The organism is Pseudomonas lundensis (genome assembly GCF_002269125.1).
In the GTDB taxonomy this organism is placed as follows: domain Bacteria; phylum Pseudomonadota; class Gammaproteobacteria; order Pseudomonadales; family Pseudomonadaceae; genus Aquipseudomonas; species Aquipseudomonas lundensis_A.
The window spans coordinates 37,772-62,436 of record NZ_NQKI01000002.1; the positions used below are offsets into that span (position 1 = coordinate 37,772).

Annotated in this window: 16 protein-coding genes; 9 read left to right on the top strand and 7 right to left on the bottom strand. The window is 57.7% G+C overall.

Translation table 11 applies throughout. The features are described from left to right. Nucleotide 1 precedes the first annotated feature (1 nt). The gene (locus CJF39_RS01905) at nucleotides 2–4,231 is read right to left on the bottom strand and encodes a membrane-targeted effector domain-containing toxin (RefSeq protein WP_094991911.1); all 4,230 of its coding nucleotides are present in this window, start codon (nucleotides 4,229–4,231) and stop codon (nucleotides 2–4) included. 119 nt (nucleotides 4,232–4,350) lie between these two features. Next, nucleotides 4,351–6,435, bottom strand: a complete 2,085-nt coding sequence (locus CJF39_RS01910) for a TonB-dependent receptor family protein (RefSeq protein WP_094991912.1) — start codon at nucleotides 6,433–6,435, stop codon at nucleotides 4,351–4,353. A gap of 282 nt (nucleotides 6,436–6,717) precedes the next feature. Between CJF39_RS01910 and CJF39_RS01915 the strand changes: the two genes are divergently transcribed. The 7 genes from CJF39_RS01915 to CJF39_RS01945 all read left to right on the top strand — a co-directional run bounded on the left by CJF39_RS01915 (nucleotide 6,718) and on the right by CJF39_RS01945 (nucleotide 14,970). Then, complete coding sequence (locus CJF39_RS01915) at nucleotides 6,718–8,475, top strand: carbamoyltransferase family protein (RefSeq protein WP_094991913.1); 1,758 nt, start codon at nucleotides 6,718–6,720, stop codon at nucleotides 8,473–8,475. After that, nucleotides 8,459–9,589 carry a glycosyltransferase gene (locus CJF39_RS01920; RefSeq protein ID WP_094991914.1) on the top strand — a complete coding sequence of 377 codons (1,131 nt, stop codon included), beginning with the start codon at nucleotides 8,459–8,461 and terminating at the stop codon, nucleotides 9,587–9,589. The genes CJF39_RS01915 and CJF39_RS01920 overlap by 17 nt, the downstream gene beginning before the upstream one ends. After that, a complete protein-coding gene (locus CJF39_RS01925; RefSeq protein WP_094991915.1) occupies nucleotides 9,589–10,485 on the top strand; it encodes an antimicrobial resistance protein Mig-14 in 897 nt (298 codons plus the stop codon). The genes CJF39_RS01920 and CJF39_RS01925 overlap by 1 nt, the downstream gene beginning before the upstream one ends. A gap of 112 nt (nucleotides 10,486–10,597) precedes the next feature. Next, a complete protein-coding gene (locus tag CJF39_RS01930; protein WP_094991916.1) occupies nucleotides 10,598–11,992 on the top strand; it encodes a PIG-L deacetylase family protein in 1,395 nt (464 codons plus the stop codon). Between the two features lie 64 nt (nucleotides 11,993–12,056). After that, nucleotides 12,057–12,941 (top strand): DUF6625 family protein, encoded by an 885-nt coding sequence (locus CJF39_RS01935; RefSeq protein ID WP_169963683.1) that lies wholly within the window; start codon nucleotides 12,057–12,059, stop codon nucleotides 12,939–12,941. Then, nucleotides 12,938–14,089: a glycosyltransferase family 4 protein gene (locus tag CJF39_RS01940; protein ID WP_094991917.1), complete on the top strand. Its 1,152-nt coding sequence runs from the start codon at nucleotides 12,938–12,940 to the stop codon at nucleotides 14,087–14,089. Before CJF39_RS01935 ends, CJF39_RS01940 begins: the two co-directional genes overlap by 4 nt. Continuing rightward, nucleotides 14,086–14,970 carry a glycosyltransferase gene (locus CJF39_RS01945; RefSeq protein WP_094991918.1) on the top strand — a complete coding sequence of 295 codons (885 nt, stop codon included), beginning with the start codon at nucleotides 14,086–14,088 and terminating at the stop codon, nucleotides 14,968–14,970. The genes CJF39_RS01940 and CJF39_RS01945 overlap by 4 nt, the downstream gene beginning before the upstream one ends. Before the next feature lie 3 nt (nucleotides 14,971–14,973). Here the strand turns inward: CJF39_RS01945 and CJF39_RS01950 are convergent, their stop codons facing one another. Together CJF39_RS01950 and CJF39_RS01955 are read right to left on the bottom strand one after the other, a co-directional pair. Next, nucleotides 14,974–16,191 (bottom strand): acyltransferase family protein, encoded by a 1,218-nt coding sequence (locus tag CJF39_RS01950; protein WP_170942635.1) that lies wholly within the window; start codon nucleotides 16,189–16,191, stop codon nucleotides 14,974–14,976. Nucleotides 16,192–16,193: 2 nt separating this feature from the next. Next, the gene (locus CJF39_RS01955; RefSeq protein ID WP_170942633.1) at nucleotides 16,194–18,062 is read right to left on the bottom strand and encodes a bifunctional O-antigen ligase/aminoglycoside phosphotransferase family protein; all 1,869 of its coding nucleotides are present in this window, start codon (nucleotides 18,060–18,062) and stop codon (nucleotides 16,194–16,196) included. Nucleotides 18,063–18,219: 157 nt separating this feature from the next. Between CJF39_RS01955 and msbA the strand changes: the two genes are divergently transcribed. Beyond that, complete coding sequence (gene msbA, locus CJF39_RS01960; protein WP_094991921.1) at nucleotides 18,220–20,028, top strand: lipid A export permease/ATP-binding protein MsbA; 1,809 nt, start codon at nucleotides 18,220–18,222, stop codon at nucleotides 20,026–20,028. 170 nt (nucleotides 20,029–20,198) lie between these two features. Beyond that, nucleotides 20,199–21,620 carry a bifunctional D-glycero-beta-D-manno-heptose-7-phosphate kinase/D-glycero-beta-D-manno-heptose 1-phosphate adenylyltransferase HldE gene (hldE, locus tag CJF39_RS01965; RefSeq protein ID WP_094991922.1) on the top strand — a complete coding sequence of 474 codons (1,422 nt, stop codon included), beginning with the start codon at nucleotides 20,199–20,201 and terminating at the stop codon, nucleotides 21,618–21,620. A 41-nt stretch (nucleotides 21,621–21,661) separates the two neighbouring features. Here hldE and CJF39_RS01970 read toward each other — a convergent pair whose 3' ends face one another. Genes CJF39_RS01970 through CJF39_RS01980 form a run of 3 tightly spaced genes read right to left on the bottom strand, consistent with a single transcriptional unit; the run spans nucleotide 21,662 to nucleotide 24,656 of the window. Continuing rightward, complete coding sequence (locus CJF39_RS01970; RefSeq protein WP_094991923.1) at nucleotides 21,662–22,630, bottom strand: metal ABC transporter ATPase; 969 nt, start codon at nucleotides 22,628–22,630, stop codon at nucleotides 21,662–21,664. Nucleotides 22,631–22,671: 41 nt separating this feature from the next. Further along, the gene (locus CJF39_RS01975) at nucleotides 22,672–23,484 is read right to left on the bottom strand and encodes an aldo/keto reductase (RefSeq protein ID WP_094991924.1); all 813 of its coding nucleotides are present in this window, start codon (nucleotides 23,482–23,484) and stop codon (nucleotides 22,672–22,674) included. Continuing rightward, nucleotides 23,481–24,656: an NAD(P)/FAD-dependent oxidoreductase gene (locus tag CJF39_RS01980; RefSeq protein WP_094991925.1), complete on the bottom strand. Its 1,176-nt coding sequence runs from the start codon at nucleotides 24,654–24,656 to the stop codon at nucleotides 23,481–23,483. Before CJF39_RS01980 ends, CJF39_RS01975 begins: the two co-directional genes overlap by 4 nt. Nucleotides 24,657–24,665: the final 9 nt, after the last annotated feature.

Here is a 24,665-nt window from a genome sequence, read left to right on the forward strand (position 1 = left end):
TTCAGTGAACCAGCCGCACGCCTATCCTGTGCAGATCATGTTTAAGGTCGACGAGAAAGTCGTAGCGTTTTTGGTGAATGCTGCCCCAGCCGGGCCGGTCAATATAAAACTGCCCGTCATCCTGAGTGCGGATGGGCGTACGGATAATCTCGTTAGATGTGGATCGGTGAATGATTTGCCCCCCGTCCGGCGCGTTATCAAATAGAAATAGACCGGGCTGGTGCAGTTTTGCTTCGATGTGCTCAGGCGTCAGGCCCAGTTTTATTGGCTCCGCGCCGCTGATTTTGACTTCAAGCCAGTAATCGTTTTTCAGGAAGTTATGCCCGAGGATGCCGCTTTTAGGCACTATTTGGCTAATGTTTTGCCGCAGTTGATATTTGCTACCCGAAGCCGAGTCTGAAACGCGAACGCCGATCACGCCTTCCAGTTCTGCGAGTCCGGGCACGCCCTTGAACCGGTTCGCATGGGTATTTCCCGTCAAAGCAATCCACTTTTGGCCGCCGTTTTTTGCCTGATGGGTTCGGATAACCTGTGAGGCGAAGTAGCTGAACATGGCATGGCGTTGAATATTGGGGCCATCCGTGCTCATGCCTTGCGGGTTATAGCTGGCCATGCAATCGAGTGCGACGATCTCCAGGCCGTGGCGCCTTGCCTCTCGTACCAACTGGCTATACGTGTGATCGCTGGAAGCCGGAAGTTGGTGCCCTCTGTCCTGATCTTTAAGGAACGACTTTAAGGCCGGGGGCATTTTTCCGGTTTTGGCATAGTCATCCAGCATCGATTGATGCAGATCGGTTTGAAGGTGCTCCAGGTAAATCACCTTCACATCATGGGCGGCCAATTCCCCCATGTGTTTGATAAGCACTTTCTTGGCACTCAGGTCGGAATGACTTTCCCCGATGACAATGCCTCGGGACTCTTCAAACAACGATCTGAACAGATCGTCGGGCGTTGTTTTTACCGGCAGTGCAGGGCGCGTGGGTCGAGGTTTTACAGGCTCTTTGGCGAAAAATGTCTGGGCGTCGGCAAACAGCTTAAGGCGCAGTTGAGTGAAAAAATTCGCCGTGCGCGCATGCTCGGGATTGATGGAGAAATAGTGAGCGTCAAGCAGGCGGGGGTGGTGAGCGATCAGGTTTTGCACCTGGGCATGAATATGTGCAGGCACATCGTACTCGCTCAGCAGGCTGGCCGGTGCCTCGACGGGCACATCAAGATGATGGAGTGTCAACGGTTCCCAACGCTTTTGAGCGCCGGATCCCGATTTGATTTCCCAGCGCCTTGACTCCAGGCGCACCTTGAATGGGCCTGTCACAGTGGCGGTGCCCAGGGGTGTCTTCAGGTACCAATGGCGGCCCATCCAGCCTTTGTAAACTTCAAATACCAGGCCACTTTGTTCGATGTAGTGTTTGTCGCTCACCTGATAAATGCCATGGGCGTCTGCGCTGTGTGCGCTGAGGTCAATATCGCTCACCCGCGCATGTTTGATTAGCCGTGTAATGCCGCTGTTCTGTGTCAGCAAGGGGGATTGATCGTCCACGTCCCAGCGCCCTGCTGACAGTTCCCGCACGGGTGTTTGATGGCGTGCGCCAGGATGGCGTTCGTCAATGATGCGCCACGTGGTATCCAGGCTGTCGTAGCGGGCGCGATACCGATGACCCTTGGCATCTTCCACATAGTGCAGGGCCGTGCCCGAGGTGCCTGAGGTCGATTCGTACACGCCTGCGCCATATTCTGCGCCCGTGCGCAAAGTCAGGCCTGTCGAGTCACCTTGACTGGCGGCCCCGGCGTTGAGCCGTGGCGCGGGTGATTTGACGCGCTGGCGTATGGCGCGTGCGAAAACCGCCGAGCCTGCAAAGTCCGATACGCCATCGGTTACGTGGGAAATAGCCCCCATGAAGTGCAGAAAGGCTTCGTGTTCTTCGTCGCGCTTCAGTGCGTCAACGCCTTGTGCGACTTGAAACACAAAGCGTGCCGCGACCAGAGGGAGTAGGAACTTGGTGGGCAGCACGAAGGAAACAACGTCAACAATTGCCAGTGCAGCCTCCTTGGCGGTGTTGACATTGCTTTCATACGTGGAGGTGGTTTGTTCATCCGCATCCCTGAAGGCGTAGGACACTTCGTTGTTATAAGACGCCTCGAATACGTTCTCCGGGATGATCGGCAACTGGACCGTGGCTGTGTCCAGTCCTGTTTTCAGCAGGGGCTTGAGATAAGGCCAACTGGCAGAGGTCACGCGCTGTTGCAGGTAGTTGTGCAGCGTGGGTCGCGACAGCATCTGGCCCAACTCACTGCGCGAGTGTGCAACCACAAACCAGGTCTTGTCGGGCGCATCGGGCAAGTAGCAGAGCAGGTCTGTTGAGTCGGTCGAGCTGAACACCAGCACGCCGGGCAGCAGGTTTTTATTCACCTGTAGCAGGTGCGCCCTGAACGGTGCCCGCAATGGGGTGCCGGGTTGATCGAGGACGGCCTGAATCCGGGCTGCCTGATCCGGACTCAGGGTGCCTGCCAGCCGGGCTTCAAGCATATCCAGCTGTAGCTGCGCCCGCCTGAGCGCCACATAGCGCTCTTTGCGCCAGCCCGCCTGAGCCGAGTTGACCAGCATCTCGTTGAGGTGAGCCTTATAGCGCTCGCCCACATCGACCGTACGCACCAGCCCTTTGACGTAATGTTTGGTCAGTCGCGCGTGTGGTGCGCCGTTGACGTCGATGACCTGAGCCGTGAGGGCAAACGTTACGTCCCACACGCCGACATTGGACAGCGCTAATTGGGTAAGGCTGAGTCGTGTGGTCTTGTAGCTGATGGAGGGGCCTGTCCTGCCAATACTGTTCCCCGCCGTGTAGGCCGAGCCAAAAATAGGGTAGATAACAGGGCCTGTCTGGATGGCCTCTGTGGTCAGGACGTAAACGGCATCTGGATTAATCTCAATGCCAAGGTCAATGTTGACCTGCTGTTTGAGTTGAGCCTTGGCGTACTCCAGCAGGGTTTGTTTTTTACCGCTGTGGGCGATGGGCTGCGCGTGCAGGGATTCTGAGGCTTCTTGTGCTTGAATCAGTTGATTTGTGGCCAGGCACCACTGTGCCTTTTCATCGTCCGTGGCGGTTTTGAGCCACTGCGGCAACTGTTGTTCAAACAGGCGGGCATATCGCGCGCGCAGGATGGCTGCGGGGTTTACGAACCAGCCAGCAGTCAGGGCCTGTTCGATCTGCTCAAACAGCGTGTCGGGGCTAACGGCTGCAAGCCCTGCCGTCTGGCCGCGTCGGGCGAGGGCGCAGGCATGCATCACGTCATGCGCGAGTTTGTCGATTAAATGCCCGGTATAGAGCTCCGGGGCGTTCCGGTCAGTTGCAACCAGCGTGACATGCTCCAGCGCGTGAACCTGTGTCTGCTCCTTGGCCAGAACCCCTCTGAGCAACGCCGCTCGTTGGTAAGGGTCCTTGAGCCTTGCGTGGAGTTCGTGCGTGAACTGCTGAAGTGAATCGAATGCCTCAATACCGTTATCCGGCGTATAGAGCACCATCTGACTCGATGCATTGGCCGTCTTTTGGTCCAGGGTTTTATCGGCAATGACGAAGGTGCCTGCCAGCTTGATATCGAGCATGGGTCTTTCAGCTTTCAGGAACACTTCATACACAGTCAGTTGGGCTTGCGACTGGGGAACAGGTGCCTGAGTGCCGAAAAAGTGCTGAATGGCCTCGACCGCTGTACGGCTGAGGGTCTGGTCCGCAAGGCGCACCGCCGCTTCGTCCAGCACGAGATCTGTCAGGCACTGTGTCAGCCATTGTTGAGGCGCCAGAGACGCGTAAGCGGCATGCGGTGTTTGCCAAAATTCAGCCAGGGCATCGCGTGCGCAAAAGTCATAATTGCGAATGACATATTCAAGGTAGCTTTCGAGGTCGGCAGGGGGCAGGCCCGCGAGGCGTTGCTGCTCGATTAATGAGTAAGCGTGGCTGTAAACGTGGGTTGAGCCTTGTACGAAGGTAGGAGTGCGTTGAGTCGAAAAGCATTCCTCAATATGAGAGCTGATGGTTCTGCTGATGAGCGCCGGTGATTGCCCGGGCTCGGGTGGCGCAGGATGGTTGATGTGCAAGTCCTGCGTGCGGCTGTCGCGGGGTATCCGCGGGAAGCGTGCGCGCAGCCGATGATTAAACGCGTCTTCAAGCGTAGGCAAATGCCCGCGCAGGGTGTGCAGTTTCAGCGCGGCACTTTTGAGGCGGTTCAGGTGAAGGGTCATGAGGCATCCCTGTCAATGCCCGCGCGGGAATCGCGCGGGTCTGTGCTGACAGGGGATCTCAGAACATTCAGCTCATGGCATTAGATAGATAGCGCGCGATGGCGCGCCCTCATCCCGCTTTAAAAGCTGTATTGCGCACCGGCTCCCGCATACCACGAGCGGCCGGGGGCGGCCTCGTAGAAGCGTTCGTTACCGTCGGCCACAATCACCGAGCCCACGTACTGGCGGTCCAGCAGGTTGTCCAGGCGCAGGGTCTGGTGGAAGGTCCAGTGTTCGACCTTCTGCTCAAAGCGTGCCCGCCAGTTGAAGACGCTGTACGCCGGTGCCGCTTTTTTGCTGTTGGTGTCCTCGACGTACACCTTGCTGCGGTACATGCCTTCGACGGCAGTGCTGACCCAGTCAGCGGGCTTCCAGTTCACCTCGGCAAACAGCGTGGTTTGAGGTACGCCGGGCAGGTAATTGCCTTTGTTTACCGGGCCTTTGGTGCTGGCGAAATCACTGTCGTAGGTCGCTTGCAGGCGGGTGTAGGCGAGGGAGGTGGTCCAGTGTTCGCTGAGCTGACTTTCGACGCCCAGCTCGAAGCCGCGACGCAGGGTGCGACCGGCGTTTTGGTAGATAGCACGGCCTTGATCATTTTCTAAGACGGATATTTCATCTTCAGTAGTGATTTGAAAAATGGCGGCGTTAATGCGTGTGTTGTTGAGCTGTGCTTTGAGGCCCACTTCGTACTGCGTGCTTTCAGAAGGTTTCAGGCCGAAGTTGAAGCCCTGATTATTTGGCGAGTAGGCCAATTCCGCCTGTGTCGGCGTTTCAAAGCCTTTACCCGCACTGACATAACCATGCAATTGAGGGGTGAAGGCATACATCACGCTCATCGACGGCGTTGCTTTTTCATAACGCTTGGTGCCGCTGTCGTCGCCATTGGTTACGGTAATAAATTGATCATGAACGTCCATTTCCATGGTGCTGTAGCGCAGCCCGGCTTGTACGGTCCAGTTGTCGATGGCCCAGTTGGCTTGCACGTAGGGATCGAGGCTGCGGGCGGTATCCACTTCATCGCGAACCAGTGCGCCTTTTACGCCCAATTGGTTGCCGATGTAGTTGTTATAGCCATGACGGCTGTCTTGGCTTTGGTCGTAATCAAGCCCGGCAATCAACGTTAAATCGCCCGGAACGCTGTCTACCGGTTGTAACCAGCGCAAGCTGCCGCCGTAGAACTTGCGATCAAACTGAACCACGCCGCCACCCTGCTCGTTGCCGGGCGTACCTTTCGGAATTGCCAAATACTGAATCACGCTGCGCGTGCCGGTGTACGCATTGACCTGCAAGGTCGCGTCGCCGAAGTAGCGCTCGTAGTTCATGCCCAGTTGCTGATGATCGATGCTTTTGCGCGTGTTGTACTTGATTGCATTGGGCGTGACCGAGCGCGGGTCTGCCTTGTAGACCTCCCAGCTTTGGCCCAGTGGATCCTGTGTGCCGTTTTGCTCAAGGCTGCTGTAGATCAGCGCCAGTTTGCTGTCGTCATCGGGCTTGAGGTTGAGCTTGGCGAACGTCTGATCGCGGCGCGCGGCGCTGTGGTCGCGGTAGCCGTCGGTGTCCATGCGCGAAGCATCGAGCACAAAGCCAACGCCCTCAGCGGCGCCTTCGGCCGTCAGGTGGTTTTTGCTCAGCCCGTCGCTGCCCACCAGGGTTTCAGCGCCGATGCGGGGCGGGCCTTCGCCATCGCGGGAAAACATCTGGATCACGCCACCGGCATTGCTGCCGTACAGCGTGGCTGCCGGGCCTCGAAGGACTTCGATGCGCTCGGCTGTGTCGAGGTTAAATGTTGCGGCCTGACCCTGACCGTCCGGGGTGCTGGCGGGAATACCGTCTGCAATCAGTTTGATGCCGCGCACGCCAAATGCGGAGCGTGCACCAAATCCGCGGGACGAAATTTGCAGGTCCTGCGCATAGTTCTGCCGGTTTTGCACCACCAGCCCCGGCACGCGGGACAGCACTTCCGAGGCGTTGATGCCCAATTGGCCATCGCTGATTTGCTGTTGGTTGATGCTATCGACCGAATAAGGCAAGTCAAAACTCGGGCTGACACTGCGTGATCCGGTGATGACGCTGGGGTCGAGTTCAAGTGTTTCAGCGAAGCTGGGCTGCACAAGGCAAAGGCCCGGCAGTAAAAGGGCAAAGCGGGCGGGTACAAAGCATTTCATGGGGGATATCGGGGTTCCGTGTGACGCGACCCGGCAGGGCGACGGGTTTCAGGCTAGCAGAGGGCGCGCAGTTTAGCGGGCGTAAGAGGCATCAGACGAGAACTTCAGAACGCATGACCTGCGATTCTGTCGGTTCCGGCGCGCAGGCGCGGCAAATAGCGCTGGGTCATTACCGCGCTCTTTACGCTATAATCCCGCCCTTTAGTTGTTTCCTGCGGTGCGGGGAGCACTTCATTTTTTCAGGCGCCCGCCGCCTGCCTGCATTCAAAAGAGGCACAACCTGTGGCATTGACGATTCTTGGCCTGTCCGGCGCCCTGAGCCATGACCCCTCAGCGGCCCTCTATATCGACGGCAAGCTGGTAGCAGCGGCCGAAGAAGAGCGCTTTGTCCGCGACAAGCATGCAAAGCACCGCATGCCTTACGAGTCCGCAAAATTCTGCCTTGAACAAGCGGGTATCAAGCCATCCGACGTTGACGTGGTCGCGATTCCTTTCGCCCCGATCAGCTTGTTCGGTGAGGCGCGCTGGCACTATGCCAAGCGTTACTGGTACGCCCCGGACCGTGCGCTCGACGCGATCCTGATGGGCAATCGTCGCTACAAACGCTACCGCAACAAAATTGTCTGGTGCCTTGAGCAACTGGGTTTCGACCCGAAAAAAATCAAGATCGAACCGGTTGAACACCACCTGGCGCACGCGTCCAGTGCTTACCACTGCTCCGGTTTCAAAGAGAAAACCGCGATTCTGGGCATCGACGGCAAGGGTGAATACGCCACCACCTTCTTCGGCTATGGCGAAAACGGCAAGATCACCAAGATCAAAGAATTCTACGACCCGGACTCCCTCGGCGGCCTGTATGGCGCGATCACCGAGTTCCTCGGGTTCGAGATGCTCGACGGCGAGTTCAAGGTCATGGGCATGGCGCCGTATGGCGATGCCAGCAAATATGATTTTTCGCGTCTGGCCTCGTTCGAAAACGGCGAGCTGGTGATCAACACCGAATACGCCAACGTGATCGGCCTGCGTCGTTACAAAGAGAAAGGCAAGGGGTTCTACTTCTCGCCAAAACTGATCGAGTGGCTGGGGCCAAAGCGTGAAGGCGACATCGCCGATGAACCTTACATCCACTACGCGGCCAGCATGCAGGCGCTGTTCGAAAAACTCTCACTGCAGATGATCGACTATTACCTGGGTGACATCCTCAAGGAAAGCGGCAAGCTGGCATTCGCTGGCGGTTGTGCGCTGAACGTGAAACTGAACCAGAAGATCATTGCCCGTCCTGACGTCAAGGAGCTGTTTGTACAACCTGCCTCCGGCGACGCAGGCACGGCAGTGGGGGCGGCGGCCTATGTGTCTGAAGCCCGTGGCGTGCCGGTCGAGAAGATGGAGCACGTGTACCTTGGCCCCGCGTACAGCAACGAAGACGTGATTGCCGCGTGTGCCCGCCACCCGGGCAAACCGGCGTACCGCAAGATCAACAACACGCCTGAGAACATCGCCAAAATCATGGTGGATGGCAATCCGGTAGCCTGGTTCCAGGGCCGTATGGAGTTCGGTCCGCGTGCATTGGGCGGCCGTTCGATCATCGGTTGCCCGAGCAGCGAAGGCGTAGCTGACCGCATCAACGAGCAAATCAAGTTCCGTGAGCGCTGGAGGCCTTTCTGCCCGTCAATGCTCGATACCGTGGCCCCGCAGATGATCAAGGTCGATCACCCGGCACCGTTCATGACCTTCACGTTTGAAGTGGCAGAAGAGTGGAAAACCCGCGTGCCAGAAGTTGTGCACGAAGACGGCACCTCGCGTGCGCAAGTGCTCAAGCGTGAATACAACCCGCGCTACTACGACATGATGAAAGCCCTTGAAGTACTGACCGGCAACGGCGTGTCGCTAAATACCTCGCTGAACCGCCGTGGCGAGCCGATGGTGTGCTCGCCCACTGACGCACTGAACATGTTCTTTGGCTCTGATCTGCAGTACTTGATCATGGAAGACATTCTGGTAGTCAAAGACGGCGCGGATGCTTATGACTCGCTCGACTGAGCGTCATGTGTTGCAGTTCTGCCACGGCTATGACGGGCCGTTTCTGGACTGTGCCCGTCAATACGCCAGCCTGTTCGCGGGCACCGGGTATAAGGTCACCACGGTCTTTCTGACCGGGGCGGCCGATCCCGAAGTGGCGGCGGGCTGCGAGTCGGACGAAGTGCTGTTCATGGAATTCAGCTCCAGCGCCATTCGTGGTCTGAAGCTGGGGGCCATTCGCGCGTTGCGCAAAATCGCCGCCTCGCGCTCGTTCAGTTTTTGCATCGCCCACCGCTTCAAGCCGATTTATATCGCTTTGTTGGCCACCGACTTGCCGGTGATCGGCGTGCATCACGCCTTTGGTGACTACCAGCGCCGCAGTCGCAAGCTGTTTGCGCACCTGTTCCGTAAGCGTCTGAGCCTGCTGGGCGTCTCGGATGCTGTGCGCGATGACATGCGCAAGTGCCTGCCCAAGTGGCCGACCGGGCGTATTCGTACGCTCTACAACCGTCTCGACATCCAGGCAGTTCAAGCCAGCCAGTTGCCACGTGCCGAAGCCCGTGCCGACCTGGGTTTGCCTGCTCAAGCCTTCATCGTGGGCAACGTCGGCCGTCTGCATCCGGACAAGGACCAGGCCACCCTGATTCAGGGTTTTGCCAAGGCATTGCCGCAACTGCCTGCTGGCAGTCAGTTGGTGATTATGGGCAAGGGCCGTCTGGAGCATGACCTCAAGGCGCAGGCCAACGAACTCGGGATCGCCGCTCAGGTGAATTTTCTCGGGCAAGTCCCCGACGCGCGACGCTTTTTCCGCGCATTCGACGTGTTTGCTCTGAGTTCGGACCACGAGCCCTTTGGCATGGTGCTGCTTGAGGCCATGGCGGCAGGTGTTCCCCTGCTGGCCACGGCGTGTGGCGGTGCCAAGGAAGTGGTCGAAGGCGTGGGGATTTTATTCCCGTTGGGCGATGCTGACCATTTGGCTCAAGGTTTACAGCATTTGGCGCAACTCGATGACGCTCAGCGTCAAGCATGTGCTGAACTGATGCTGGCGCGCCTGCACGAGCGTTTTTCCGATCAGGCTGTACGCGACACGTTCTGGCAGTTGCCGCAAGTCACCGACCTGACTGCGGAGTCCTGATGCTTAATCGATTTCAGGGCTGGCGCGAGCGCGGCTGGCGCGCAGTTGACGCTCACACCTATGCCGCTGCCTGGCAGCGTTTTGGTGGCAGCGTCGCGACCCACCCGCAGGTGGTAGAACGTCTGGCAGACCTGGCCGGCATCCCGGTGCGTTACTTGGCCTGGGAGCACAACGGCGAGTTGAAAGCTGCAATCCCCACTTGGGGGCGCGATCTGGCGTTATCCAAAGATGTGCTCAAGCGTCACGGCAAAAAAGGGCTGTTCGATCTGGGCAATGCCGAGTTGATCCTGCCTGCTGCCGAAGACGCGCAAGCGCCGTTGCGCCATCGTGGGCGTTACTTGTCGCAACTTAATGAGGGGCGTTTCAGCACCTTGCAGCCGCAAGCCGAACAATTGGCCATGGCGCGTACCCCGGAAGAACTCTCGAAAAAATTCCGCTACAACCAGCGCCGCGAACTGCGTTTGCTGGAGGAGGCGGGCGGCGTGATACGTCCGGTTTCGACGTTTTCCAGCGTCGAACTGGCGGCAATTTATTGCGATTTGTTTCTGCGCCGTTGGGGGTTTGTCGCCACGGGGGCCGAGCGCATGGCTGAAGTGATTGAGTTGCTGCGTGAGTTTTTGATCGGCTCGGTGATCTTCCTCGACGATGCCCCGATTGCAATCCAGCTGGTGTATCGGGTTGAATCGCCGCAATGGATCAGCGTCGAATACGTCAATGGCGGCGTCGACCCCGAAACCCGCGCGTTCAGTCCCGGCAGTGTGCTGAGTTTTCTCAATACGCAGTCGGCCTGGGAACAGGCCCGTAGCGTCGAAAAGCCTCTGCGATTCTCGTTCGGCCGCGCCGACCGCGAATACAAAGAGCGCTGGTGCAATCCGGTGCCTGTCTTCAAGGTGTGATTGAGGCAGGCGCGCTTCGCGATGCAACGTACACGGTGTTTAGACCGGGTTGATGCCATCGCGGGGTGAGCGCGCTCCTACAGGCAAACCGCTAGCAAACAAGAGCCCAGTGATGACTCGCAAACAACACCTCTTAAAGCGCCATCGACGCAACAAGCGCATCAGTTTGCTGGTCGGTCTGGTGATATTGATTGCCAGCGGTGTGCTGGTGGTCTGGTGGCTGCCGCTTGCGCTGGCTGTATTGGCCTGGGTTGCCCACGAAGCGTGGTTTGCCGACCACTTGTTTTACTCCCCCAAAGACGACTATCAATACCGTTTTGCAGCCGACAGTGAGTGCCCGGCGGTTCGCCTTGAAGGCAGTCACTTGCGCCTGGACGCCCCCATTGACCTTTGCGGCAACGAAACCTTGATCCTCGCGCTTAAGGTCAAAAGTGGTTGGTTGGGGCGTTTTATTGACCCGTTTGTAATGTTTTCCGACGACCGACAAACCTTCGAGCGGGGCGTTAATGGCCTGCGCTACGTGAATCTCACTGGCAATGCCGACGCATTGATCGTAGGTCAATTGAGTATTCGTGGTCGTTATTGCCGGATCATGGGCCAGCCTCAACTGTGGGTCATGCGCCAGCCTGACTACCGTGAGCAGCGGGTCATGGTGATTGCACCTCACGCCGACGATGCCGAGCTGGCAGCTTTTGGTTTGTACAGCCAGGCCAAAGAAGCATGGATCGTGACCCTGACGGCAGGTGAAATCGAGGCCGAGCACTATCAACAGATGGGCCTTGGGCGCGCCGAAGCGGCTCGGCTCAAGGGCCGTTTGCGGGCCTGGGACAGTTTGGCAGTGCCACGCTGGGCCGGGGTGCCAGAAGCGCATTGCGCGCAGCTCGGCTATTTCTGCCTGCAACTGCCTGCCATGCAGGCGGCTCCTGACCAGCCGGTGCCTTCACGCGAGGCCGACCTGACCGATACTCGCCTGTTTCGCCAGTTGAATACCTTCCCACTGCCGGGCGATCTGGACGGTGCGCCGACCTGGAACAACTTGCTGGCGGACCTGCGCGCGTTAATTCTGCGGGCCCGCCCTGAAGTGCTGGTGTTGCCGCATCCCGCCATCGACCCGCACCCCGACCATATTTGCTCCCATGCAGCCGTGATCGAGGCGCTTGACGGGCTTGAGTGGCAGCCGCAAACGGTATTGGGTTATGCCAATCACTTGCATGACAATGACCGCTGGCCAATGGGTAACAGTGGTGATGGCATCGCGCTGCCGCCGGTGTTCGACACCACACTGACGTTGCGGCCCCACTGCCTGTTGCTGAGTTCAGCACAGCAGCGTGACAAGGCGATGGCCTTGGGCATGATGCATGACCTGCAACCTCGTGCTGCGCTCAAGCGCCGCGTTCGTCGGTCGATACAGAAGCTCTTGGCTGGCCGAAAGCCATCACCTTGGGGTGAAAACGAGTTTTTCCGAAAAGCGGTTCGCCGCCATGAGCTGTTTTGGCGGCTCAACTAATAAGAAACACCGTAAACAGGGGCATAGCGTTGTCCTCTATCTCGACCTTTACATTGAGTTCCCCGTGATAAAACCATCGCCGCGTATTGTGTTTGTCATTCCATACTTCGGCCAGTGGCCGTTCTGGATGCCCTTTTTTCTGGAAAGTTGCCGGCGCAACCCTGACATTGACTGGCTGCTGTTCAGCGATTGTGGTGTGCCTGACAACCTGCCGCCTAACGTAAACATCCAGAGCATCAGTTTTGGCGATTATTGCCGTACCGTGTCAGCGCGTCTGAATATCAACTTCGCGCCCAAAGCCGCTTACAAGTTATGCGACATCAAACCCGCGCTGGGTTACATCCATGAGGACAGCCTGCAGGGTTACGATTTTTGGGCGTTTGGCGACATTGATCTGGTGTACGGCAACTTGCGCAGTTATTTCACGGCTGAGCGTCTGTCGCGCTATGACCTGTTTTCGACCCATGAACGCCGCGTGGCGGGTCATCTGTGCCTGATGCGCAATACCCGTTGCAAGCGCGAGTTGTTCATGAAAATCGAAAACTGGCAGCAGCGTTTTACCGATGATCAACATCATGCACTGGATGAAGGCGCATTCAGCCGCATCTTCTTGTGGCGCAAGAATTTTCCGAAGCCTTTGTTTGATCTTGTAGGCAAGTTCAACCCATTGCGCCGTACCAGCGACTTCACCGAGGCGTTCAGTACGCCGGGTGGCTGCATCAAATGGCATGACGGCACAGAAAATTTCCCGGGCCAATGGTTCTGGAAGAACGGTCAATTAACGAATGATCGTGACGGCGACCACACCTTTCCGTACTTTCACTTCGTCTGCTGGAAGCGCAATGAATGGGCGGCCTTGCCCATACCTGATCCCGTCACTGTCCAGCGATTGGCCGCTGAGCCATCCTGGATTATTGATGCCACCGGATTTCACCGGGGAGAGCTATGAAACGTTCCAAGGTTCTGCAGTTGCAGCCTGATTACAACGTCAAATCCCACGACTTTGCCGACCTCGCCGAGCAGATCGTGCGTGCCCTGCCCAGTGAGCGTTATGAGATTACCGCTGCTTTTTTGCGCGGACGTCCCGGTCCGGGCGAGCCGGTGAGCAAAGCGGATCACTCCGTGTACTTCGAATTCAGCGACAAGGCGCTCAAAGGCATGCGCATTCGCGCGATGTGGGCGCTGTATAAGTTCTGCCGCAAAGAGCAATTCGACGTCGTGATCTGCAACCGTTTCAAGCCAGTCAACATGATGTTGCAGCTCAATCGCTGGTTGAAAATCCCATTGTGCGTGGGGATTTCTCACGGTTTCGGTGAATACGATCGCGTCTATCGCCGCAGCCAGGCCAAGCGCCTGATCGATAAGGCATGGCGTTTTGTTGGTGTATCGCCTGCGGTCAAGCAATACCTGCTGGACTGCAAGTGCGGCTTTACTGACCAAAATACCTACGCGATTACCAATGCCATCGACATTGAGCAGGCCGAAGCCTTGCAATTGCCACGTGTTCAGGCCCGCGAAAAACTTGGGCTGGATCAAAATGCCCGCATGGTGGGGGCTTTAGGGCGACTGGTGCCTATCAAGGGGCATCGCTTCCTGTTACAGGCTTTTGCCGCGTTGAAAGACAAATACCCGAATGCGCAATTGGCGATCATTGGCGCCGGGCGAGAAGAGTCGCGCTTGCGTGAGCAAATTCAGCAGTTGGGCCTCAATGGTCGAGCGCATCTGCTGGGTTTTCAGGAAAACGCCTTGCAGTACGTGCGCGCTTTCGACATCTGGACCATGCCTTCACTGGCTGAAGGCCTGGGGCTGGCGTTGCTGGAGGGCATGAGCGGCCACTTGCCAGTGATTGCTACCGATGTGCCAGCAATGTTGCCGCTGATTCAGGGTGCTGGCGGGCTGGCCGTCAAACCCAGTGATGTCGCCACCCTGACCGCAGCGCTCGATCAATACCTATCGCTGCCGGACGAAGCCCTGCGCGCCAAGGGCGAACAGGCTTACCGTTATTTGCAGGAGCACCATGACATCGAGGTGTTCCGCCAAGCGTATTTGGATTTGATCGACTCAGGCTTGAGTCAAGCTCGCAAGGAACGCTCATGACATACGCTCAACCCTTGGTGACGGTGATCATCGCCTCATACAACCACGGCCCTTATATCGAACAGAGCATTCAAAGCGTTCTGGATCAGACGTATTCGAACATCGAATTGCTGGTGGTCGATGACGGCTCTACCGACGATAGCGTGGAACGTATACAGCGTTTGCAGGCGGCCCATGGTTTTGATTTTCGCGTGCAACAGAACCAGGGCCTGACCAACACCCTTAATGGCGCCATTGCGCGAGCCAAGGGTTCATTGATCGTACCGTTCGGCTCCGACGACATCATGAAGCCGGACCGCATTGCGGTTCAGGTTGAGTACATGGACGGCAAGCCCGAGGTGGGCATTTGCGCGGGTAACATCGAACTAATCGATGCCCAGGGCAATTTGTATCCCGAGAAGCGCCAGCGTCGTGATGTGCCGTTTCGACGGCTGGACTTTGACGACATGTTCCTGGAACGCAAGCCATACCCGCCTGCCACCACCCTGATGATACGCCGCGAAGCGCTGGACAAAGTGGGGGGCTTCGACTCGAGCATCCGTCTGGAAGATTTGTACATCGAGCTGAAAATCACACACGCCGGGTACTTCATCGACGGCCTGAACGTGGTGATGGCGCAATACCGCAAACACGCGACCAACTCGTACAAAAACCACCGTTTCATGATCGATAGCATTCTGCGCATCTACGCCTTGTTCAGCGATCACCCGCTCTACGACGAAGTGCGGTACAAGTTTCTCAACTCCATGTTCCTGAAAACAGCTAACCGTGACCGGGCGCTGGCCCGCGAGCTGCTCAAGCAGATCCCGTTCAAACACTGGACCGGCAAAACCTGGCGCGGCCTGGGTCGTTTGTATTTTTCGCCGTTGGAAAAAAGCTGAGGCTCAGGCTTCATCCTTCAAAGGTGCGGCAGCTTTGAATGCAAGACGCTTGCGCAACCAGTGTGTGACGTTCTTGCCTGCTTGCATGCCTGGCTTCTCGATGAATGAGAACGTCAGGCTGCTGATAATTATCAGCAACACGCTACCCACTGCACCCAGTGCAAGAAAGGTCAGCGGTTGTTTGGTATCCCACAGCATCACCAGCGGCATGCGGTTCATCAAAAGCCAGATGATCAACCCATGCAACAGGTAAGTGCTGTAGCTGATTTCTCCCATCCAGCGAATGCTGCGCAGCTTCAAGGCACCGAACAGGGTATTGCCCGATGCGACGATGCAAAAGAAGCCTGTTAACAGCAGCAGTGGTGCAACTGCAAAGCTTTTGCGGAACATGAACAGCAGCACGACGATCAACAGCAGGGCAATACAGGTAGCGGTGCGGGATTGGCCCCATGCAACCCATTTGGGCTGACGCACCCAGTACGCCGCTGCAATGCCGCCAAGGAAACTCATCAGGATGTGTTTTTTTAGCGAGTGCTCCCAGCCGACAATCTGATAAAGCGCATAAATGCCCAGCAGGCAGAGCACAGTGTGTTTCCAGCTTTTGCGGTAGAGGAACACCATCCCGAACAGTGGCAATGCCATGTAGAAAAACATTTCATAGCTGAGCGTCCAAGTGACATTGGAAATCAGCATGCCAGTTTGGGGGTACTGATTGATGTCGGGCCGATCGAATACAAGCCAAGCCAGAATCTGCTTGGCCACCACCAGTGGTTCATCCTTGAAGCTCCAGCCTTGCAGGTAAAACACGCAAAGAATAACGACCAGCAACAGCGGCAAATAGAGCGGATAAAGACGAAATACGCGCGACACGGCAAAGGCTAGCCAGTCATGTTCACGGCCATGCTTGATCAGTCGGCTCCAGAACAGGAACCCGGTGATCATGAAAAACAGCGCAACACTGGCCAGCCCGATTTGTGCGTAAAAGTAGTTTTCCGGCACGTTAAACACACCGGTATGCAGGTATATCCAGGTAATGGCGCTGTGATGGATAAATACCCCGAACGCCAAATACCCGCGCAATCCGTCCACACTTGAAAAACGGTTTTCTCCGGTATGTTCAAGGCTCTGCCGAATTCGCGGGAAATAACGGAGCAACAACGCTGAAGTCGTAATAGCCAGCGCGTAAGCAATCACCGCCCATAACGGGTTGTTGCTCCCCAGGCTCAACTGACGTTGCTCCCACTTTGGCCCAGTTGTTCAATCTGCTGCTTCAAACGTCTCACGGCAATATCCGGCGCAAGGCTGGCGTAACCGTCGAGCAAGGCTTGCAGCTGCTCTTCGAACAGCCAGCGGCGGTCTTCAGGGTAGCGTTGCATGTGGCGCAGGTTGCGTTGGCGTAATGCAAGCCTTAGTGGCGACGGGTAAAGGTGCAGATCGGCAATGTCGATCAGGCCAAACTCACCGTCGTCCATTAGCAAGACGTTGCCCAAATGCAGCGAGCGGAAGTAAACGCCTTGTTCATGAAGTCGTGCCAGAAACTTGCCGAAACGTTCTACCAACGCCTCCCGCATCGCGCCCGACCCCATTGACTGCATCACTTGACGCAGCGTTTGCCCCGGCAATGGCTGATACAGCACGCCGCTGCTGCCATCGGCAAACTGATACAGATCGAGGATGGTCGGGGTGGTAATGCCCAGTGCTTGCAAGCGTTCGCTGTTGACCGCAAAGCGCTGCGAATAAGGATTGAAACTGCCAGAGGTATAGCAGCGTCGCTCGCGAAAGAGTTTGAGGAAGCTGCCGTTTTCCAGTCGAAGCACTTTTGGCCCCAGACCGTCCTCTTCAATGACGTTGGCATTGACCTGAAGGGCGTTGAAATCAGCCTTGTTCACGCATTTGACGGGGCGATCGAGGATGGCCTTGAGCCGCTGGCCGACACTCAATGCCGCGATCAACGCCAGGGGAATCCATAGCAAATACCAGTGTTCTTTAGGGCGTGGCAGGATCCCGCCGCCCTCGGTCAGGGCAGCGCCAATGCCGTACACCAGCCATGCGGAAGCCATGATGAACAATGGATTTGCCCGATGGCGCCAGCTGTTATACAGGCCCCATAGCTGCATAAACGCCCAGGGGATCAGGCCGACGATGCCCACGTAGTAGAGAACGCCCAAGGCAAAGTTATGCGGCTCGCTGAAGAAAGAATCGGAATTTTCAAGCCTCAGTGCCAGCGGCGCCTCATAACCATGACCAAAGAATGGATGTTGGCCGATGAGTTCAAGTGCCATGCCCCATAATTCAAAACGGAATGAGCTGCCACGGCTGAAAATCATTTCGGAGAACAGTGCAAAAACCACGACAGCGCCAGCGATGAGCATGCCCACCAACGCTAATGAACGACGATTCCAGCAAATAAAACTGAGCCAGATCATGCTCAATACAAGGGCGACCAGAGGCGTTCTTGATCCTGTGGCAAGCAGCGCTGCAAACATAATCAGAAAAGCCGGGGCCGCTGCCATGACGGTGGCCAAGCGCTTGCTTGTCATCCCCAACGTCAGCCAATAAATGCAAAAGAACCCGAATGCATGGGAGCTGAGAAGCGGGTTGTCGAAGGCGCCGGTCCCGACCATGCGCACATCGGGCGAGTAGATGCCGACGAACACATACAAGTTGTAAACCGTGATCCCAAGCACAACGACAGCGGCGCTGAAAAACACGGGCTGAAGGCTTTCGCTGCGGTATTTGACCAGCAGGGAGCAGCCCAAAAACAGCATCAAGATGTGCAGTGGTGGTTTTAACAGACCGAGCGGATGGTTGTCAGTCGGGCTCCATATCAGGGTGATCATTGCCCAGGCGATAAACGCCAACAGGCCCAGGATCAACGGCTCCTGAAGCAATGTCTTCATCTCGCGCGGTCGCAATAGAACTGCGATCAGTGTCGGGATGCTGAAGAATCCGTAATACAGTTTGTGGTGGATACTGCGGTCAGGCACAAAATACAAATCAGATAGAAGCAAAAAAAGCCCGACAGGCAACAGCCACAGGCAAATGAAATCGAACATCCGATGTTTTGAGTAGCTCAAGTAACTGAATTGCATGCTGAAAGGTTCATTCCAGGTTTTGGATGACCATACTAACGTAATGGCCATTTAATGTCGTTTTAGGCGTCCTGTGAGACCTTGTCCCAACCGGCTGGCAGTACACCAGAGAAGCTGTGATAAAGTCAGCAACCTTTTTTCACAACTGTCGCGTGATATGACCGAATCCAACCCCAGCTCAAGCGAATCGAGCTTGAAGATCTATCTGCGCCTCCTCAGTTATGTCCGGCCTTATATCGGTCTGTTTCTGCTGAGTATTGTCGGCTTCCTCATTTTTGCGTCCACCCAGCCGATGCTGGGCTACATCCTCAAATACTTCGTTGACGGCTTGTCCAACCCGGATGCGGTGTTGTTCCCGTCGGTTCCTTACTTGCGTGATTTGCGCCTGCTGCAGGCGGTTCCGCTGCTGATCGTGCTGATTGCGGCGTGGCAAGGTTTCGGCTCGTTCCTGGGTAACTACTTCCTGGCCAAAGTCTCCTTGGGCCTGGTCCATGACCTGCGGGTTCAGTTGTTCAACAACTTGCTGGTATTGCCCAACCGTTATTTCGACAAGCACAACTCGGGGCACCTGATCTCCCGCATCACCTTCAACGTGACCATGGTCACCGGTGCGGCCACGGATGCGATCAAAGTGGTCATCCGTGAAGGCATGACCGTGGTATTCCTGTTTGCGTCGCTGCTGTGGATGAACTGGCGTCTGACGCTGGTAATGATCGCCATCCTGCCGCTGATCGCAGTGATGGTCAGCACAGCCAGCAAAAAATTCCGCAAACAAAGCAAGAAGATTCAAGTAGCAATGGGCGACGTGACGCACGTGGCGTCCGAAACCATTCAGGGTTACCGGGTGGTGCGCAGCTTCGGCGGTGAGAAGTACGAGCAACAACGCTTCCTCAAAGCCAGTCAGAGCAACACTGACAAGCAACTGCGCATGACCCGCACCGGGGCCATCTACACGCCGATGCTGCAATTGGTGATCTACGTGGCCATGGGCATCCTGATGTTTCTGGTGCTGTACATGCGCGGCGACGCTTCGGCGGGCGACATGATTGCCTACATCACCCTGGCGGGCCTGTTGCCCAAGCCGATTCGCCAACTGTCCGAAGTCAGCTCCACCATCCAGAAAGGTGTGGCCGGTGCTGAAAGCATCTTTGAGCAACTGGACGAAAAACCGGAAGTGGACACCGGTACGGTAGAGCGTGACCACGTCAACGGTCGCCTCGAAGTCCGTCACTTGAACTTCACCTACCCGGACACGGATCGTCAGGTGCTCAAGGACGTGACGTTCACGGCCGAGCCGGGCCAAATGGTAGCGTTGGTCGGGCGTTCGGGCAGCGGCAAGTCGACGCTGGCCAACCTGATTCCGCGTTTCTATCATCACAACTCGGGTGACATCCTGCTCGACGGCATTGATATCGAGCAGTACCGCCTGCTGAACCTGCGCCGCCATATTGCGCAGGTGACTCAGCATGTAACCCTGTTCAGTGACACGGTCGCCAACAACATTGCTTATGGCGACCTGGCGGGGGCGCCGCGGGCCGATATCGAAAAAGCCGCGCGCGATGCTTACGCGATGGACTTTATCGAGCAACTGCCCCAAGGCCTTGATACTCAGGTCGGTGAAAATGGCGTGCTGCTCTCAGGTGGTCAGCGCCAGCGCCTGGCAATCGCGCGGGCCTTGTTGAAAAACGCCCCGCTGCTGATTCTGGATGAAGCGACCTCGGCCCTGGACACAGAGTCCGAGCGTCATATTCAGGCCGCACTGGATCACGTCATGGAAGGGCGCACGACATTAGTGATCGCGCACCGTCTTTCGACCATCGAGAAGGCTGACCTGATTCTGGTCATGGATCAGGGCCAGATCGTTGAACGTGGCACCCATGCCGAGCTGCTGGCGCAAAACGGTTACTACGCGCGCCTGCACTCCATGGGGCTGGATGCGCCCCTGACCTCGGGCGACATCGCCTGATCATGCGCGGGAGACGGGCATGCCCCTCTCCCGCGTTTGCCCGTGTGTACGTCAATACGGGTGGTGTAAGTCACGTCTGATTCTCATTCCCCGCGATAAATACCGTGAACTGACCAGCGTTCACCCTGTGTTAATATCGCGCCCCTGTTCATTTTGTATGTGGGTTCTCCATGAAGTTGTCCATGCCGCGATTCGATCAAGCCCCTGTCTTGGTGGTAGGCGATGTCATGCTCGACCGTTATTGGCATGGCGGAACCTCACGGATTTCCCCTGAAGCGCCAGTACCGGTAGTCAAGGTCGAGCAAATCGAAGACCGTCCGGGCGGCGCTGCCAACGTTGCGCTCAACATTGCTGCACTGGGTGCGCCCGCATCACTGGTCGGCGTGACTGGCGATGATGAAGCCGCAGACAGTCTGGCCAATAGCCTTGAAGGTGCAGGCGTGCGCGCACTGTTCCAGCGTATTGCTCATCAGCCGACCATCGTCAAGCTGCGGGTCATGAGCCGTCACCAGCAATTGCTGCGCATCGATTTTGAAGAACCCTTCGCCACGGATGCGCTGGCATTGGGCGCTGAGGTCGACAAACTGCTTGAAGGCATTAAGGTGCTGGTGCTGTCGGATTACGGCAAAGGTGCGCTGAAAAACCATCAAGTGCTGATCCAGGCCGCACGCGCCAAAGGCATTCCGGTGCTGGCTGACCCCAAGGGCAAGGACTTCTCGGTGTACCGTGGCGCCAGCCTGATCACACCTAACCTCAGCGAATTCGAAACCATTGTGGGCGGCTGCACCGATGAGGCCGATCTGGTCGCCAAGGGCGCCAGCCTGATGGGCGATCTCGACCTGGGTGCGCTGCTGGTAACCCGTGGCGAGCACGGCATGACCCTGTTGCGTCCGGGCTTCCCGGCCATGCACTTGCCAGCCCGTGCCCGTGAGGTGTTTGACGTGACCGGTGCTGGCGATACCGTCATTTCTACCCTGGCGGCCGCCATTGCGGCAGGTGAAGAGCTGCCCCACGCCGTTGCGCTGGCCAATCTGGCCGCCGGCATTGTGGTTGGCAAGCTCGGTACGGCGGCCATCAGCGCGCCGGAACTGCGCCGCGCTATCCAGCGTGAAGAAGGCTCAGAACGGGGTGTATTGAGCCTGGAGCAACTGCTGCTGGCTATCGACGATGCACGTGCCCATAACGAGAAAATCGTGTTCACCAACGGCTGCTTCGACATCCTGCACGCGGGTCATGTCACCTATCTGGAACAGGCCCGTGCCCAAGGTGATCGTTTGATCGTCGCGGTCAACGATGATGCGTCGGTGAGCCGCCTGAAAGGCCCTGGCCGTCCGATCAACAGCGTTGACCGGCGCATGGCGGTACTGGCCGGGCTGGGCGCGGTGGACTGGGTGATCAGCTTCCCTGAAGGCACTCCGGAAAACCTGCTGGCTCAGGTCAAGCCCGACGTGCTGGTCAAAGGTGGCGACTACGGCATTGACCAGGTGGTCGGCGCTGACATCGTGTCGGCCTATGGCGGCACGGTGAAAGTGCTGGGGCTGGTTGAGAACAGCTCGACCACGGCCATCGTCGAGAAAATCCGCGGCCAGTGATGCAAGCGATCTCACCAAGGCTCTCTCCCTTCAGGAGAGGGTCAGGGTGAGGGGCTTTTGCGCTTCACTACTTTTCTGAACATCTGCCGCGCTTTTCCGGTCAGGCGTTTAAGCCTCGACGCTTTGTCCGGTTCGCTCAAGCCCTGCTGTTTGAGCCAGTCCTTCCAGCGAATCCGCTCTTCGCGCACGACCCAGCCTTCCTGACGCGCAAAACTCTCTGCCAGATGTAGCCCACGGGTACTTGCCGCGTGCAATTTGTCTTTGCTCAGGGTGTACAGCTCGGCGCATGGCTGGCCATCAGTCAACGGGATCAGGTACAAATCAGGCCGTTTGCGATCAAGGCGCGCCACCAGTTGATCCCCTTCCAGCCGTTCATCGACATGAAACAGGCTCAAGGATTTGGCTTCTTTGGGCACTTCCAGCCGCAAGTCATAGACCAGTTGCAGCGAAGCCGTCGGTAAATGCACGTACGCCCGTGGACGTTCCAGTAAGGGCTGGCTGCCACATCGCACGGGACGCGCCGCGCCCGAGTTGGGCGTCAGGCGAAAGGGCAGGGCTTCGCGGTAATGCAGCGCGCTGATGTAGGGGGCGGGCAACCATGTCTCGTTGAAGCGCCCGCCCAGCCAGCCTTCGGGCGTTTCCAGCAAGCATTCTTCGGCCACTTCCTGAATGGCAGTGTGCAGTGGCAGATTCACCTCGTGCGCCGGGACGTAGCCAGAGATCAGTTTGAGCACCACATCGCCACGATCCTGACGACGCTGGCGCACCAGTACCCAGTAATCGCGACCTTGCCACTGCAATGTCAGGCGTACAGACACACCCAGATTCGCCAGCTCCAACCCGAAGCGTTGAGGGTCGGCCACCTCGACTGGGCGGCGCTTTTGCAGGATTTGTGCAAAGTTGAGCGGCATGCCGACGCTTTGATAACTCAAGCCTTCGGCCGTGGCCTCAACGAAGAGCGGCAGGGTTTTGAAGTCGCTGGGATTTTTGCGGATAAGCGAACGCGGCATGTCGGCTCCTTCTTGCGTCGGGGTCGGCCGCGTCGGCGGCATCAGGGTGTGCGCAACACCTGCGCAACCGTTGCCACGTTGTGGGCCAGGTGCAAGGGATTGATCGTGCCGACAATAGCACTGGCAACCCCATCATGGCCAAACACCAGTTCGAAACTGGCCCGCACCGGATCAACCCCCGGGCTCAAGCAAACGTGGCCACTGGCGAGGGCTTTTTTGACCAGAATCGCTTTGCCATGCGCTGCCGCGTAATCAATCACTGGCTTTTCGGCCTGTTCATTCAGGTTGTACGTGACCATGGCGCAATCACCGGTTTGCAGCGCTTTCAGTCCGCCTTCAACGGTTTTGCCTGATAGGCCAAAACCCCGGATCTTGCCCTCACGCTTGAGTTCGGCCAGTGTTTCATAGACCTCGCCGTTGTTAAGAATGGCCAGATCATTGCCATCGGAATGCACCAGCACCAGATCAATGAAATCGGTCTCTAAACGCTGGAGGCTGCGTTCCACGGACTGACGGGTGTGGGCAGCGCTGAAATCATGGTTTGACTGACCGTTGACGAATTCTTCCCCGACCTTGCTGACGATCACCCACGGCTGGCGTTGCCCCCGCAATAGCGGTCCCAGCCGTTCTTCACTGCGGCCATAAGCGGGTGCAGTGTCGATCAGGTTGATACCCAGGTCGCGGGCGAGTTTCAGGAGCATGCGCGCTTCGTCATCATCCGGGATCTGAAAACCGCTGGGGTATTTCACCCCTTGATCACGGCCCAGTTTGACGGTACCCAGTCCCAGCGGGGACACCATCAGGCCGGTACTGCCCAGTGGGCGGTGCAGGTCGTGCAAGGTCGGTTGACTCATGGCAGCAGTTGCTCCCATGGGGTCTGGCCCAGAGGAGGGCGCGGCAGCTCTGGCAGGGCAGGAGCGTTACCCGGCTTGATGCCGTCCTGCGCCAGGGCTTGCAATACCCGGTCCGAGAAGTCCGGGGCCAAAGCCAGTTTGGTCGGCCAGCCCACCAGCAAACGGCCCTGATCGGCCAGAAATGCGTTGTCCGGGCGCACCAGGCCCGATTGCGCGGGCTCGGCACGATTGACCCGCAGCGTGGCCCATTGCGCCTGGCTCAGGTCGACCCACGGCAGCAGGTTGCCCAGCTCTTTTTGCGCCACGGCGATTTGCGCGGCCGGCTCACGGGCCACACCTTCCGCCTCGGCAATATCACCACCCAAGTACCACACCCATTCGCCATTGGCGGCTGGGTGTGTGGTCACGGTAATACGCGGCTTGGGGCCGCCGCCCAGGCAGTGCGCGTACAGCGGCTTAAGGCTTGGGCCTTTGACCAGCACCATGTGCAGCGGGCGCAACTGTTGCGCCGGAACACGGATACCCGTACTGGCCAGCAACTCGGCGTTCCCGGCCCCTGCGCTGAAGACGATACGTTGCGCGTGGATGTTGCGCCCGTCGACCTGCAAGCCCACCAGCTCGTTGTTCTCAAACCACGGCTCGATGGATTGTCCGGCCAGCAAGCCATCACCTGCGAGGGTGGCCAGGCGTTCGATCAGGCTGGGCACGTCGACCACCAGTTCGGCCAGGCGGTACACCTTGCCCTTAAAGCGTGGGTCTTGCAGGGCAGGGGGCAATTGGTCGCCCTTGACCTGATCGACACGCCCGCGCACAGCCTTGCTGGCAAAGAAGCTGGTGAGATTGCCCGCCAGGGTGCCCGGCGACCAGAGGTAATGGGCTTGGGAAAGGATGCGAACGCCGGTTAAATCCAGCTCGCCGTCACCGGCCAGCGCTTCACGCCAGCGACGCGGCATGTCGGCAATGGCTTCGGAGGCGCCGGTCAGTGCGCCGTGCAGCGCGTACTTGGCGCCGCCATGAATGATGCCTTGAGACTTCACACTTTGGCCGCCGCCCAGGCTCTCGCGCTCGACTACGATCGTCGAAAACCCCTGTTTGCGCAGGCGGGCATTGAGCCAGAGGCCGGCGACACCAGCGCCGACAATCAGCACGTCGGTGGAAATTACAGATGGCATGGGCGACCT

Bases quoted from the DNA above. Each gene is read 5' to 3' on its own strand.
- CJF39_RS01905 (WP_094991911.1), bottom strand. From the start codon at position 4,231: ATGACCCTTCACCTGAACCGCCTCAAAAGTGCCGCGCTGAAACTGCAC.
- CJF39_RS01910 (WP_094991912.1), bottom strand. From the start codon at position 6,435: ATGAAATGCTTTGTACCCGCCCGCTTTGCCCTTTTACTGCCGGGCCTT.
- CJF39_RS01920 (WP_094991914.1), top strand. From the start codon at position 8,459: ATGACTCGCTCGACTGAGCGTCATGTGTTGCAGTTCTGCCACGGCTAT.
- CJF39_RS01925 (WP_094991915.1), top strand. From the start codon at position 9,589: ATGCTTAATCGATTTCAGGGCTGGCGCGAGCGCGGCTGGCGCGCAGTT.
- CJF39_RS01930 (WP_094991916.1), top strand. From the start codon at position 10,598: ATGACTCGCAAACAACACCTCTTAAAGCGCCATCGACGCAACAAGCGC.
- CJF39_RS01940 (WP_094991917.1), top strand. From the start codon at position 12,938: ATGAAACGTTCCAAGGTTCTGCAGTTGCAGCCTGATTACAACGTCAAA.
- CJF39_RS01945 (WP_094991918.1), top strand. From the start codon at position 14,086: ATGACATACGCTCAACCCTTGGTGACGGTGATCATCGCCTCATACAAC.
- CJF39_RS01955 (WP_170942633.1), bottom strand. From the start codon at position 18,062: ATGCAATTCAGTTACTTGAGCTACTCAAAACATCGGATGTTCGATTTC.
- msbA (WP_094991921.1), top strand. From the start codon at position 18,220: ATGACCGAATCCAACCCCAGCTCAAGCGAATCGAGCTTGAAGATCTAT.
- hldE (WP_094991922.1), top strand. From the start codon at position 20,199: ATGAAGTTGTCCATGCCGCGATTCGATCAAGCCCCTGTCTTGGTGGTA.
- CJF39_RS01970 (WP_094991923.1), bottom strand. From the start codon at position 22,630: ATGCCGCGTTCGCTTATCCGCAAAAATCCCAGCGACTTCAAAACCCTG.
- CJF39_RS01975 (WP_094991924.1), bottom strand. From the start codon at position 23,484: ATGAGTCAACCGACCTTGCACGACCTGCACCGCCCACTGGGCAGTACC.
- CJF39_RS01980 (WP_094991925.1), bottom strand. From the start codon at position 24,656: ATGCCATCTGTAATTTCCACCGACGTGCTGATTGTCGGCGCTGGTGTC.